At 72.4% G+C, this 13,132-nt stretch carries 14 protein-coding genes; 5 read left to right on the top strand and 9 right to left on the bottom strand.

All coding sequences use genetic code 11. The features are described from left to right. Positions 1–37: 37 nt before the first annotated feature. The 3 genes from ACFYP4_RS16860 to ACFYP4_RS16850 form a co-directional block, all read right to left on the bottom strand. Entirely contained in the window at positions 38–1,033 is a 996-nt protein-coding gene (locus ACFYP4_RS16860; RefSeq protein WP_388785990.1) for an N-acetylglucosamine kinase, read from the bottom strand. Then, a complete protein-coding gene (locus ACFYP4_RS16855) occupies positions 1,030–1,707 on the bottom strand; it encodes a uracil-DNA glycosylase (protein ID WP_358851240.1) in 678 nt (225 codons plus the stop codon). The genes ACFYP4_RS16860 and ACFYP4_RS16855 overlap by 4 nt, the downstream gene beginning before the upstream one ends. A 305-nt stretch (positions 1,708–2,012) precedes the next feature. Next, complete coding sequence (locus ACFYP4_RS16850; RefSeq protein ID WP_358851311.1) at positions 2,013–3,098, bottom strand: sialidase family protein; 1,086 nt, start codon at positions 3,096–3,098, stop codon at positions 2,013–2,015. A gap of 285 nt (positions 3,099–3,383) precedes the next feature. Here ACFYP4_RS16850 and ACFYP4_RS16845 point away from each other — a divergent pair, with 285 nt between their 5' ends. Further along, on the top strand, positions 3,384–3,968 hold the full coding sequence (locus tag ACFYP4_RS16845) for a hypothetical protein (protein ID WP_358851241.1): 585 nt from the start codon (positions 3,384–3,386) through the stop codon (positions 3,966–3,968). Between the two features lie 176 nt (positions 3,969–4,144). On the opposite strand, the gene ACFYP4_RS16840 is transcribed toward ACFYP4_RS16845, so the two are convergent. After that, on the bottom strand, positions 4,145–5,224 hold the full coding sequence (locus ACFYP4_RS16840; protein WP_388785987.1) for an NADH:flavin oxidoreductase/NADH oxidase: 1,080 nt from the start codon (positions 5,222–5,224) through the stop codon (positions 4,145–4,147). Positions 5,225–5,385: 161 nt separating this feature from the next. Here ACFYP4_RS16840 and ACFYP4_RS16835 point away from each other — a divergent pair, with 161 nt between their 5' ends. Continuing rightward, positions 5,386–5,745, top strand: a complete 360-nt coding sequence (locus tag ACFYP4_RS16835) for a helix-turn-helix transcriptional regulator (protein WP_358851243.1) — start codon at positions 5,386–5,388, stop codon at positions 5,743–5,745. Positions 5,746–5,868: 123 nt separating this feature from the next. Here ACFYP4_RS16835 and ACFYP4_RS16830 read toward each other — a convergent pair whose 3' ends face one another. Continuing rightward, positions 5,869–7,218, bottom strand: coding sequence for an FAD-dependent oxidoreductase (locus ACFYP4_RS16830; protein ID WP_358851244.1), 1,350 nt, complete (start codon positions 7,216–7,218; stop codon positions 5,869–5,871). Between the two features lie 239 nt (positions 7,219–7,457). Here ACFYP4_RS16830 and ACFYP4_RS16825 point away from each other — a divergent pair, with 239 nt between their 5' ends. Continuing rightward, on the top strand, positions 7,458–7,913 hold the full coding sequence (locus ACFYP4_RS16825) for a DUF6214 family protein (RefSeq protein WP_358851245.1): 456 nt from the start codon (positions 7,458–7,460) through the stop codon (positions 7,911–7,913). A 69-nt stretch (positions 7,914–7,982) separates the two neighbouring features. Here the strand turns inward: ACFYP4_RS16825 and ACFYP4_RS16820 are convergent, their stop codons facing one another. Further along, entirely contained in the window at positions 7,983–8,663 is a 681-nt protein-coding gene (locus tag ACFYP4_RS16820; RefSeq protein ID WP_358851246.1) for a DUF305 domain-containing protein, read from the bottom strand. 167 nt (positions 8,664–8,830) lie between these two features. Between ACFYP4_RS16820 and ACFYP4_RS16815 the strand changes: the two genes are divergently transcribed. After that, complete coding sequence (locus ACFYP4_RS16815) at positions 8,831–10,333, top strand: LVIVD repeat-containing protein (RefSeq protein ID WP_388785984.1); 1,503 nt, start codon at positions 8,831–8,833, stop codon at positions 10,331–10,333. Here the strand turns inward: ACFYP4_RS16815 and ACFYP4_RS16810 are convergent. After that, entirely contained in the window at positions 10,321–11,007 is a 687-nt protein-coding gene (locus ACFYP4_RS16810; protein ID WP_358851248.1) for a helix-turn-helix domain-containing protein, read from the bottom strand. The two genes, ACFYP4_RS16815 and ACFYP4_RS16810, sit on opposite strands and share 13 nt — an antisense overlap. Before the next feature lie 199 nt (positions 11,008–11,206). On the opposite strand from ACFYP4_RS16810, the gene ACFYP4_RS16805 reads away from it, so the two are divergent. After that, positions 11,207–11,452: a DUF2630 family protein gene (locus ACFYP4_RS16805; RefSeq protein ID WP_388785982.1), complete on the top strand. Its 246-nt coding sequence runs from the start codon at positions 11,207–11,209 to the stop codon at positions 11,450–11,452. A gap of 45 nt (positions 11,453–11,497) precedes the next feature. Here the strand turns inward: ACFYP4_RS16805 and ACFYP4_RS16800 are convergent, their stop codons facing one another. Together ACFYP4_RS16800 and ACFYP4_RS16795 are read right to left on the bottom strand one after the other, a co-directional pair. Next, the gene (locus ACFYP4_RS16800; protein ID WP_358851312.1) at positions 11,498–12,190 is read right to left on the bottom strand and encodes an HAD-IA family hydrolase; all 693 of its coding nucleotides are present in this window, start codon (positions 12,188–12,190) and stop codon (positions 11,498–11,500) included. Positions 12,191–12,256: 66 nt separating this feature from the next. Further along, positions 12,257–12,982, bottom strand: a complete 726-nt coding sequence (locus tag ACFYP4_RS16795) for a phosphatase PAP2 family protein (protein WP_388785980.1) — start codon at positions 12,980–12,982, stop codon at positions 12,257–12,259. Positions 12,983–13,132: the final 150 nt, after the last annotated feature.

Below are 13,132 nucleotides of genomic sequence, written 5' to 3'. Positions count from 1 at the left end.
CGGAATGTCCTCGCACGGCCGACCCGGGTGAAGCCGGTCAACCGGTCTCCTCGGTCACCACGTGCAGCAGGCGTTCGTCGCGCGCGAGCGCGAGTTCGCCGCGGGCCAGGTCGACGGCGATGAGCATGGCGCCGTGCAGGGGGTCGCCGGCGGCCGGCACCGCGCGGGCGTGCGGCAGTTGCTCCGCCAGCTCCGCGCGCAGCGGTACGAGGAGCGGTTCGCCCATCCTGAACAGGCCTCCGGTGAGGGCGACCTGCGCCTCGCTGCCGTCCGGGCAGACGGCCGCGGCGGACTCGGCCATGTACCGGGCCGCCGCCCGCAGGATCCCCGCCGCCACCGGGTCGGCGTCCGCGCAGGCGCCGACCTCGGGAGCGAACGAGGCCAGCACCGCGGCCCGGTCGGCCCGCGCGTACAGCCGGCCCGGCAGCTCAGGCACCGGCCCGAACATCTCCTCCGCGCGGGCCAGCAGCGCCGCCGAACCCCCGCGCCGTCCGTCGAAGGCCCGGACGGCCGACTCCAGGCCGGCGCGCCCGATCCAGGCCCCGCCGCCGCAGTCGCCGAGCAGATGACCCCAGCCGTCGGCCCTGCGCCAGCTCGTCAGGTCCGTACCGATGGCGATCATGCCCGTGCCCGCGGCGATCACCGCGCCCGGCTGCCGGCCGAGAGCGCCCGTGTACGCGGTGACGGCGTCGGCGGCCAACACCACGCGTCGTACGCCCAGTTCACGGTGCAGGGCGGACGGCAGCACCGAGCGCAGATCGGCACCGAGGGTGGCGAAACCGGCGGCGCCGAGAGCGACGGCCCCGAGTTCACCGACACCGGCGTCGGCCATCAGCCGCCGTGCCATCGGCAGCAGTTGCTCCAGCAGATGTCCCGCGTCGATGCCACGGGAGCCCGTGCGTACCGGCTCTTCGGACGTCAGCGGCGCGGGGCGGGCGGTGCCGTGGCCGGCGGGGACACCGAGCGCGGCCCGCACCCCGGAGCCTCCCGAGTCCACGGCGAGGACGCCGGACACCGGGCCGGGCGGCGTCACGGCAGTCGCCAGTCCACCGGCTGGGCGCCTTGCCCGGTCAACAGGTCGTTCGCGCGGCTGAAGGGGCGGGAGCCGAAGAAGCCCCGGTCCGCCGACATGGGGGAGGGGTGTGCGGACTCGATCGACGGGAGGTCCCCGAGGAGCGGACGCAGATTGCGGGCGTCGCGGCCCCACAGGATCGACACCAGCGGCCGTCCGCGGGCCGCCAGCGCCCGTATCGCCTGTTCGGTGACTTCTTCCCAGCCCTTGCCGCGGTGGGCCGCGGGGCTGCGCGGCGCCGTGGTGAGCGCCCTGTTGAGCAGCAGGACCCCCTGCTGTGTCCAGGGCGTGAGGTCGCCGTTGGAAGGCTGCGGAACCCCCAGGTCGGTGGTGAGTTCGCGGAAGATGTTGATCAGGCTGCCGGGCAGCGGCCGCACCTCGGGCGCGACCGAGAACGACAGTCCCACCGCGTGCCCCGGGGTGGGATAGGGATCCTGTCCGACGATGAGGACGCGGACTTCGTCGAAGGGCTGCTGGAAGGCGCGCAGGACGTTCGGTCCGGCCGGGAGGTAGGTGCGTCCCGAGGCGATCTCCGCGCGCAGGAAGTCACCCATCCCGGCGATCCGTCCGGCGACGGGTTCCAGGGCCTTCGCCCAGCCCGCTTCGACGATTTCGTGCAACGGTCGTGGTGCCACGGGCGTCACCCTACTGCCGTACGGGCAGCGGCGATCAACCGGTGGCCGAAGGATGACCGGAGACGACCGGCGAGGGATCCGGGGGCGAGGAGACCGGCAGGGGAGGGCCCTTCGGCCTGCACGCGGCACGGGACCGCCTGCTCGGCCCGCCCCGCCCCGCCTCCGCGTGCCGGTCCCTCACCCCGCTGGCATGACGGTCCGTCACTTGGAAGCGGTGACCGCCTCCGCCCTGTGGCCGCCCGTGACTCGCGGACCGCCGCCGGTCAGTCCACTACCGCCGCCGGTCAGTCCACTACCGCGGCCGGTCAGTCCACCACCGCCGCCCGTACGCACAGCACGTCCGGCAGATGCGAGGCCAACTGCCGCCAGCTGTCGCCGTCGTCGGAGGAGGCGAACACTTCGCCGTTGCGATTGCCGAAGTACACACCGGCCGGGTCCGCGTCGTCGGTGCACAGGGCGTCGCGCAGCACGGTCCCGTAGTGGTCGCCGTCCGGGAGGCCGGCCGTGAGGGGCTCCCAGTTCGTGCCCGCGTCCGCGGTCCGGAAGACCCGGCACCGCCGGTCGGCCGGTACCCGGTCCGCGTCGGCGTTGATCGGGAAGACGTACGCCGTGTCCCCGCGGCGCGGATGAGCGGCCACCGCGAACCCGAATGTGGACGGCAGCCCCGCGCCGATGTCCGTCCAGTGCGCCCCCGAGTCGTCGCTTCTGTAAACACCCCAGTGGTTCTGCAGGTACAGCCGGTCCGGGTCCACCGCGTCCCGCGCGACCTTGTGCACGCACTGGCCGAACTCCGGGTCGGGATCCGGCAGGAACACCGCAGAGACACCGGAGTTGGACGGCGCCCAGCTCGCGCCCCCGTCGGCGGTGCGGAACACACCGGCGGTCGACACGGCGACCGTCACTGCCCGCGGGTCGCGTCCGTCGGTGAGGATGGTGTGCAGCCCTTCGCCGCCACCGCCCGGCACCCACTTCGAGCGGGTCGGGTGCTCCCACAGCGGACGTACGAGTTCGAAGGTTTCGCCCCGGTCCTCGGAGCGGTACAGCGCGGCGGGCTCCGTGCCCGCGTACACCACGTCCGGCTCGGCGGCCGCCGGGTGCAGTTGCCAGACCCGCTCCAGCGAAGCCCCGGTGTCCTTGGGGAACTTGACGGCCGGCTGGGCCGGTTCGGTCCAGGTGCGACCGAGGTCGTCCGAGTGGAAGACGGACGGGCCCCAGTGCGCGCTGTCCCCTCCGGCGAGCAGCCTGGGCGTTTCGCCGCGGGTGTCGATGGCGACCGAGTAGATAGCCTGCGCGTTGAAGTACGGACTCTCGTCGAACTCCCAGGTGCCGCCCCGGCGGCGGCCTACGAAGAGTCCCTTGCGTGTACCTACGGTGAGCAGTACGTCGGCCATGCCGACCACCTCCGCGACGTCGTTGTCCCAGCACCGGTCAGTCTGCACCCCGGCACTGACAGTCACCCCTGGACCGGCGTTCCCGCAGGTCAGAGCGTGGTGTCGGGGTCCGCGTCGGCTACGCGTACGCACGGCGGCCCCTCCCGGGCCTCCGTCGTCCCGAGGAGGGGGGCGCGGACAGGCATGAGGGCGCCGACTCGGAGCATCCGTATGAGCATCGACGAGTCGGCTCCCGTACGGGTGGGCGGTCCGGCATGTCCCGAAGCCCATGAGGAGGATGCCCCGGTGACGGCATTCCGTGGTTCGAAGGTGTGGCTGTGGCGCTGGCGACGCAACTCGTTGCGACGTCCCTGCGACGTCCTCGAGGCATGGGTCCTGCTGATCGCCTGGACCCTCACCGTGCTGTGCGGGATGTTCACGGGTCTGGCGACGGCGCGGTCCGTCGAGAGCGGCCTGGCCCGGGAACGCGTGGAATGGCGTCCGGTCACAGCGACGGTCACTCAGGACGCGCCACGGCTGAGGTCCGCCGCCACCTCCTACGGCGCCGACCGGGTGTGGGGAAGGGTGCGCTGGACGGCGCCCGACGGCGCCGCGCACACCGGACAGGCCCGGGTCGAGTCCGGCAGCGCGGCCGGCACTGCGGTCACCGTGTGGACGGACCGCGCCGGCCGGCTGGTCGCCCAGCCCGTCTCCGCGTCCCAGGCGCGGCTGCGGGCCTCCATGGTGGGCTTCCTCGTCGGGGCGGGGGCGGCGAGCGTGCCCTTCGCGGCCGGCCGTCTGGTGCGCGGGCGGCTGGAGCTGCGGCGCATGGAGCAGTGGGACCTGGAGTGGCAGCGGTTCGGCCCCCTGTGGGGCCGCAAGACGAGCTGACTCCGCGCCCCCGCCCGCAGCCCCCTCGCCATCGGGCCTGCCCCCCGCAACCGCCGCCCCCCTGCAAATCCACCGCCGCAGAAACGGCTCATCCGCGCGGACGTCGTGGCCACCGGGGCAGGCCGCCGAGTCCATCGAGGCCACCCGAGCGTGCCGCGACCGCCCGCCGGGGTGGTCTAGACGGAACGGTGGTACTGGTCGGGCACATGCACCTCGCCGCCGAGTTCGCGGGCCGCGAGGCGGGTGAAGGACGGATTGCGCAGCAGCTCGCGGCCCAGCAGCACCGCGTCGGCCTCGCCGTTGGCGACGATCTTCTCGGCCTGCTCGGTGCCGGTGATGAGACCGACGGCGGCGACCGGCATCGGCGTCTCCGTCTTCACCCGGGCGGCGAAGGGCACCTGGTAGCCCGGACCGACCGGGATGCGCACGCCGGAGGCGTTGCCGCCGGTCGACACGTCGAGGAGGTCCACGCCGTGCTCGTGCAACTGCGTAGCGAAGCGCACGGTGTCGTCCGCGGTCCAGCCGCCGTCCTCGAGCCAGTCCGTCGCGGAGATGCGGAAGAACAGCGGCTTGTCGTCCGGCCACACCTCGCGCACGGCGTCCACGACCTCCAGCGCGAACCGGGTGCGGTTCTCGTACGAGCCGCCGTAGGCGTCGGTGCGGTGGTTGGAGTGCGGGGAGAGGAACTCGTTGATCAGGTAACCGTGGGCGCCGTGGATCTCGGCGATCTCGAAGCCGGCGGCGAGGGCGCGCCGGGCCGCGTCGGCGAACTGCCCGGTGATCTCGTGGATCCGGGGGACGGTCAGCTCGGTGGGAACGGGATGCCTCTCGTCGAAGGCGAACGCGCTCGGCGCGAGAGGCTGCCAGCCGTGGGCGTCGGCGCCGACCGGCGCGCCGCCCTTCCAGGGGCGGTCGGTGGACGCCTTGCGGCCGCTGTGCGCGAGCTGGATTGCGGGTACGGTGCCCTGCGCGGTGAGGAACCGCGTGATCCGGCGGAAGGCGTCGGTCTGCGTGTCGTTCCAGATGCCGAGGTCGTACGGGCTGATCCGGCCCTCGGGGGAGACGGCCGTCGCCTCGACGACGATCAGGCCCGTACCGCCGGCCGCGCGAGCGGCGTAGTGGGAGAAGTGCCAGTCGTTCGGCGCGCCCGCGTCGGGACCGTCGGGCGCGGCCGAGTACTGGCACATCGGGGGCATCCACACCCGGTTCGGGATGGTCAGATCGCGCAGGGTGAAGGGCTCGAAGAGCGCGCTCACGGCGGACTCCATTCGTCGCGGAGGCAGATACAGCTCGTACGATAAGCATCGTAGTACGGGAGATGTCAAACTACGAGAGGCCTCGTACCATGGGGGCCCGGTGGGTCGCACTCCGCGGACGTCGCCGGACGTGCGCCCCGCCCCGACGAACTGGAGCACCCGTGACCACCGCCGCCCCCGCAGGCAGCAGCCGCGACCTCCCGCATCCCGCGAACGAGGAGATCCGGCTGGAGAGCGTGCTGCACGCGCTGTCCGACCCGATGCGGCTCCGGGTCGTGCGCGAGCTCGCCGCCGACGGCGGCGAGCTCTCCTGTTCGCGCTTCGACCTGCCGGTCACCAAGTCCACGACCACCCACCACTTCCGGGTGCTGCGGGAGAGCGGAGTGATCCGCCAGGTGTACCGGGGCACGGCCAAGATGAACGAACTGCGCCAGGACGATCTGGACGTGCTGTTCCCCGGCCTCCTGGACAGTGTCCTCGCCGCGGCCGCCCGGCAGGCGGACCGGCTGGGCGAGCGCTGAGGACCGCGCCGCGGCGCCCCGGGGCCCGCCAAGGCGGCGGCGCCCCGGCCGTCCCACCAGGGCCAGGACCCATCTGAAGATCCCGTCTGCCTCGCGGCGACGACGGGAATCGCCGGACAGGCTCTAGGAACCCGCCGCCCGGGCGGCCGCCAGCAGCGACGCCCAGTCGGGGAGCTTGACGACACCCCGCCCGAGGGACGCACCCAGCTCCGCCTCGGCGCGTTCGATCGCCTGCCACCCGGTCCACTCCACCGGGGCCGGCCCGGCCGCCCGCAGCGCCGCGAGCGGATCCCCTGGCACGTTCCGCCGTACGAGCAGCGGCGCGTCCTCCAGCAGCGAGGTCACCGTCTCCTTGGCGCAGGGGCGGTTGGTGCCGATGACGCCGGTCGGGCCCCGCTTGATCCAGCCCGCCACGTACTCGCCGGGAGCGACGGCGCCGTCCCGCAGGACCCGGCCCGCCAGGTGCGGCACCGTGCCGCGCGACGCGTCGAACGGCAGCCCCTCCAGGGGTACTCCGCGGTAGCCCACCGAGCGCAGCACCAACTGCGCCTCGATGTTCTCGTACCGGCCCGTGCCCGTCACCCCGCCCTGCCCGTCCGGCGCCGTCCGCTCGAACCGCACGGCGCCCACCCGCCCGCCGACGGCGAGGAGTTCCACCGGGCGCAGGAAGAAGCGCAGCCGGATCCTCCGCGATCGGGTCGCGGGCGGCGCGGCGGCCCAGCCCCGCATCACCTCGACGTTGCGGCGGTTCACGGCAGGCAGCTCCGAGGGGTCGGCGTACCCGGGGTCCAGGGCCAGCTCCCGCGGATCGACGAGCACGTCCACGTCGGGCAGCGCACCCAGCTCGCGCAGCTCCTTGGTGGTGAAACGGGCCTGGGAGGGGCCGCGCCGGCCCACCATGCCGATCTCCGTGATCTCGCTGGCGGCCAGGGCCCTGAGCGCCGCGTCGGGTATGTCCGTGGTGCTCAGCTCGGCGGTGCCGCGGGCCAGTATCCGCGTCACGTCGACGGCGACGTTCCCGACGCCGATGACGACGGCCCGGCGCGCGCCGGCCACGAAGTCGCCTGCTGCGGCGTCGGGATGGGCGCTGTACCAGGACACGAACTCGGTGGCCGACCAGCTGCCCGGCAGGTCCTCGCCCGGGATGCCGAGGTGGCGGTCGGTGGCGGCGCCGACGCAGTAGACGACCGCGTGGTAGAGCTCGCGCAACCGGTCGGCGGGCAGTCCGCCCGGTCCGACCTGGACCCCGCCGAGGAACCGGACGCGCTCGTCCTCCAGGACCGTGCGCAGACTGTTCTGCAGGGACTTGATCTTCTCGTGGTCGGGTGCCACCCCGTAGCGCACCAGGCCGTAGGGGCAGGGCAGCCGGTCGAGGACGTCCACGCGGACGGCCGGCAGCACGCTCTGCTGGACGAGACTCTGGGCGGTGTAGACCCCGCTGGGCCCCGAGCCGACGACGGCGACATTGAGCACGGCGGAACTCCCTTGCGACGTCGAACGGTCCCAGGAGATCGCTGGTGGCTCCAGCATGGCACCGGGCGGCGCCCGACGGGAGGGGGCGCGGCCCGGGGGCGGGGCTGCGCCGTCGGCGTACGGAGCTCACTATCCGCATGCGTGCCTATCCGCATTGAATGTGATCATGCGCTTACGTTGCGTATGTGCTGGAAGCATCCTTTCTTAATCTTTCTGATCGTGATCGACCGGATGGTGCGGTGTCCGTGCGGCCCGCGTGGGAAGTGCGGGAAAACGAGAGCCGGACGTCGTGGTTCGACGTGCGCCTCGGCTTCGGCGACGGCGCCCGGATCGACGTCCTCGCGGTGGTGTCCGAGGAGGGCGTCTTCGTCGAGGACGTGCGGGCCTGCCCGCCGCTGTCCCTCGACGATCTGGCGGCGCTCGCGGAATGGATCGAGGGTCCGCTCTACGAGGCGTGCGGTGCCGGGGCGTCCGACGGCTGCCCGCGGTCCCCGCGTCGCGCCCGGCCCCCCTGGCCGCGCGGCACGGAGGGCCGGCGTCTGATCGCGGAGGAGTACCGCGCGGCCCAGGAGGCCGGCGCGGACCCGGTTCTCGCGGTCATGTGCGCGACCGGACACAGTCGCCGACGCGCACTGCGGCTGATCGCCGGCGCCCGTGACGCGGGATTCCTGTCGCCGCGGCACGCGCGCCGCTGAGCCGACCCGCGCCACCCGGTGACCGACGCTGCCCGGGTGACCGACGCCGCCCCGCGCGCCGGTGCCGAGTCACATGTCGCGCATCCGGCTGATCTCGCTCGTCTGCTGCGCGATCACGTCGTCCGCCATCTCCTCGATCTGGACGTTGTTGCCCTGCGCCTTCACGTCGGTGGCCATCGTGATCGCCCCGTCGTGATGGGTGATCATCAGCTTGAGGAAGAGTTCGTCGAACGTCTTCCCGCGTGCCGCCCGCAACTTCTTCAGCTGTGCCTCGGTCGCCATGCCCGGCATGGCCCCGTGCTGGTGCTCCGGGCTCTTCCGTGCCCCGCCGTGTTTCTTCAGCCAGCTCTTCATGACCGCGATCTCCGGTTGCTGCGCGGCCGTGATCCGCTCGGCGAGCCGCCGCACCCTGCCGGACGCCGCCCGCTCGGGCGCGAGTCCCGTCATCTCCAGGGCCTGGGTGTGGTGCTCGATCATCATGCGCGCGTAGGAGATGTCCGCCGAATTGGGGGCGCCGTCGCCGGAGTTCTGCTTGCGCGCGTCCTCGGCGGAGAGGGTTTCGGCGGCCTCCCCGGGTTTTCCCGGGGCGATCACCGAAGGGCCCGTCCCCGCAGGTGACTTGGCGGCGGAATCCGGTGAGTCCGCGTCACAGCCCGCTAGGACGAGTACGGCAGCCGCCAGCGACGCCCTGACCAGCAATGCGCGGGACCTACGGCGAACGAGCACAACGACCTCCTGTGGCCCGGGCATTGACGGACACCTCTCGGGTGTCGAGGTCCGTCCTAGCACGCTTGAGCATCTGGGTGATCAGGAACTTTTGTTAAGGGTCCGTTGCCATCTGTTGATCTGTGCATGATGAAGACGATACTGCGGGGGTCCGTGCCGTTCGAACCCGAACGGCGACTAGGGAGGGCACAGTGACCCTGTTGAACAATCCCCGAACGCGGCGCAGACGCCTTGGAGTTGCGGCGTCCGCGGCCGGACTCCTGGCCGCGCTGCTCACGGCCGGCCCGGCGGCCGCGACCCCCGACCCCGGGGACGGCCCCGCCGCGCAGAAGAAGGTCTCCAGCAGCGAGGCCGCCGAGGTCAAGGCGGACATCGCAGCCGGTGAGATACCCGGACAGGACGAGATCGTCCACTCCGACAACATCGAGCATCTCGTCAACATCCCCAAGGAAACCCTCGCCGGAACCAATTCGGACCTGGCGTTCCAGGGCCACTATGCGTTCGCCGGCAACTACGACGGCTTCCGCATCTTCGACATCCGGAACCCCAGGGCGCCCAGGACGGTCGCGCAGGTGCTCTGCCCCGGCTCGCAGAACGACATCACCGTCTCCGGGGACCTGCTGTTCCTGTCGACGGACTCCTCGCGCAGCGACAACTCCTGCAACAGCACCACGCAGCCGGCGACCGAGAAGTCCTCGTGGGAGGGCATGAAGGTCTTCGACATCAGCGACAAGGCCAACCCGAAGTACGTCGCCGCCGTCGAGACCGCCTGCGGCTCGCACACCCACACCCTGGTGCCCGAGCGCAGGAACGTCTACATCTACGTCTCCTCGTACTCGCCGAACGCGGCCTTCCCCGACTGCCAGCCTCCGCACGACGGCATCACGGTGATCAAGGTGCCGCGCAAGGCCCCCGAGAAGGCCGCCGTGGTCAACTTCCCCGTCCTGTTCCCCGGTGAGGGACCCGACGGCGGCGGCAACCCGGGCGCGCCCACCAACCCGGGCGTCTCGAAGACCACCGGCTGCCACGACATCACCGTGCTGCCCTCCAAGGACCTCGCGGCCGGCGCCTGCATGGGCGACGGCATCCTCTTCTCCATCGAGGACCCGGAGAACCCGAAGGTCATCGACCAGGTCCAGGACAACGTGAACTTCGCGTTCTGGCACTCGGCGACCTTCAACCAGAAGGCCGACAAGGTCGTCTTCACCGACGAACTGGGCGGCGGCGGCGCGGCCACCTGCAACGCGGCCATCGGCCCGAACCGGGGTGCCGACGGCATCTACGACATCGTCGGCCGGGGCGACCACCGCAAGCTCGTCTTCAAGGGCTACTACAAGATCCCCCGCCACCAGGCCGACACCGAGAACTGCGTGGCACACAACGGCTCGCTCATCCCGGTCAAGGGCAAGGACCTCATGGTCCAGGCCTGGTACCAGGGCGGCGTCTCCGTCTGGGACTTCACGGACTCCGCGAACCCGAAGGAGATCGCCTACTTCGAGCGCGGCCCGCTGTCCACCACCACCCTCGCGACCGGCGGTTCCTGGTCCGCGTACTACTACAACGGCTACATCTACTCGAACGACATCGCCAAGGGCTTCGACGTGCTGAAGCTCAGCGACCGGCGGACGGACCCGGCCAAGCGGATCCGGCTCGACGAGCTCAACGTCCAGACGCAGCCGGACTACTTCGACTGACCTGACGGCCCGGACGAGTCGCGGCTCTCCGTCGCGAAGAACCGTGACAGGTCCTCGTCGCCGATCCCGCCGGATGCCTCGGCCTCCGGCGGGATGCCCATCGTCCGGTCCAGGCCGTAGCGCTTGAACAGCTCGGCCCGCAGGACCGGTACCGGCATCGGGACACCCGGCACCAGCGCCGCGAACACCGCGCCCATCAGCAGCGCCCGCAGCATCGGATAGTCGGAGGCGGCGTCCGGCGGGCCGTGACGGGCGACCGTCTCCCGCAGCAGCTCGGCGAGACGCTGCTGCTCCGGGCACTGCACGAAGCCCTCGGCCTGGAGGATCCCCGCCATGTGCTGCCGCATGAGGACGGGGTGGTCCCGGGTGAGGCCCAGGACGGCGTCGATCGCCCGGGCCATCCGCTCCCGCCCGTCCTCGGTGCGCGGTTCCCGCTCCAGCGCCTCCTCCAGCGTGCGGTGCATCAGCCGGTGCACCGCGGACTGGAGGAGCTGCCTCTTGCCCGGGAAGTAGTACGACACCAGGCCCCGCGCCGAACCCGCGCGGTCCGCGATGTCGCCGAGCGTCGTCGCGTCGTATCCACGCTCGCGGACCAGTTCCACGGCCGCCTGCAGGAGCCGCTCCCGGGAACGCCGCCGCAACTCTTCATTGACCGAGGCGCTTCGCGGGGACATGCTGTAACTCCTGCGTTGACTGGCTGCCAGCCAACTATACTCAACGCGTCCGGCCAAGACCCCTCGTGGGTCCCGTCCGGGCTGCCGTCCGCCCTGGGCGACGCGGGGGATCGTCCAGGGCGGACGCGCGCGGCCACCTGTCGCAGCGCCGGCGAACCGTCCCTACAGTGGGCACGGGGGCCGAGGAGGCGATACGGACATGGATCAGGAAGAGATCCTGGCCAGGATCACGACGATGGTGGACGACGAGCGGCGCCTGCGTGACGCCCTCGCCTCCGGACAGATAGACAGCGCCACGGAGAACCAGCGGCTGGAAGAGCTGGAACGCGAGCTCGACCGCTGCTGGGACCTGCTGCGCCAGCGCCGCGCGAAGACCGAGTTCGGAGAGAACCCGGACGACGCGCAGGCGCGACCTTCCTCGCAGGTCGAGGGCTATCAGAACTGAGCCGTCCGGGCGCCGGTCAGCCGGCCGGGCCGCCCGCGCCGCCGGTCAGTCGAGCAGGTCGAGCACCGGACGCAGTCCGGCCGGGCGGTGGGCCACCGGCAGGTGGTCCACGAAGTGCACCCGGCAGCCCAGCGCCGCGGCGCCGCCGTCGGCCCGTCGGTCGTCCCCGACCATCACCGTGTCCTGCGGGGCGATCCCGAGCACACCGCACGCCGTCGCGAACAGCCGCGCGTCCGGCTTCTGGATGCCGTGCTCGTACGACAGCGCGTACGCGTCGACGTACGCGTCCAGGCCGTGCTCGCGGAAGACCGGCCGCAGGTCCCAGCCGATGTTGCTGACCACGCCCACGGCGACGCCCCGCTCACGCAGCCCCGCCAGCACCTCACGGGCGTCGGGGTAGGCCGTCCAGGCCGCCGGCGTGCGGTGCCGGTCGTACAGGGCGTCGTACAACCGGGGATCGGGCAGCGGAACCTGACGGCAGACGCCGGTGTACGCGGCCCGGTGCAGTTCGGCGCTGCGGTCCCGGTCCGCCCACACCTCGGCGAGGTCGTCCGGGACCGGCCGTATCGCGGAGCCCCCGCCCGGCAGCGCGCCCACCGAGTCGAGCTCCCGCGCCGTTGCGGCCACCTCGGCGTCGGGCAGGGAGATCTCCGCGTCCGCCAGCACCGCCCGCAGCCAGGACTCGGTGGATTCGATACGGAAGAGGGTTCCGGAGAAGTCGAAGAGCGCACCTTTGATCGCCATGGGAGTCGATCTTTCGGGTCCGTGTCGCGGGGGTCAAGACCGCCCGGCCCTCCGAAGGGGTCAGGGCCGCCCGGCCGTTGGGCCCGGGGGCGGCCCTAGGGGTTCGGGCCCGGCCGGCTCCACCCAGCGGTGATGCGCGAGTACCCCGAGCGCGACCAGGAGCCCCCCGAGGAGCCAGCCGGCCAGGACGTCCGAGGGCCAGTGGACGCCCAGCCAGACGCGCGTGAGCCCGACGCCTGCGACGGAGATCACAGCGAGGACGAACCCGGCCCACCACAGGGCGCGCCCGGCTCCGTACCGGTGCAGCAGCCACAGCAGCAGCCCGCACACCAAGGTGGCCGTGAGGGCGTGGCCGGAGGGGAAGGCGGAGTAGTGGGCGGAGTCCACGGGGTCGGGCCACACCGGCCGGCGGCGGTCCACGGCCGTCTTGACGCTCTGTTGCAGCAGGGTGCCCGCCGCGCAGGTGGCCGCCAGCCACAGGGCCGTGCGCCAGGCGGAGTGCCTCAGTACCAGCCACAGGATCACGGCCACGCACAGGATGCGCATCGTCGTCGGATCCCACACCCAGTCGGTCAGCACCCGGAAGGCCCGAGTGGTGCCCGCGTCCTCGACCGCCCGGCGGTGTGCGGTGCGTGAGATGTCGCCGTCGAGGTCGAGCAGCGGCTGCCAGGAGGCCGCGACCAGCAGCAGGAGCACCAGGGAGGCGACGGCGAGCGGGACCGCGGCCAGGACCGCGGCCCGCGGGGCCGGCGTGCGGGCGGGGGAGCCGGCGGACGGGTTGTGCATACGCCGATCCTCGCCGATGTCCGGCATGTGATCCCGTACCCACCCGCCGCGACGCGGTCGGGGGAGCCTCGGCCAACTCCGGGCGGCAGGTCAAAGGGCCGGCGCGACCGGTTCTGCCGTTGCGGGGGGCGCGGCCCGGGGGTGGTCCGC

This window comes from Streptomyces sp. NPDC005551 (assembly GCF_042871785.1).
Taxonomy (GTDB): Bacteria; Actinomycetota; Actinomycetes; order Streptomycetales; family Streptomycetaceae; genus Streptomyces.
This window is presented reverse-complemented; position numbering and strand designations above follow the sequence as displayed.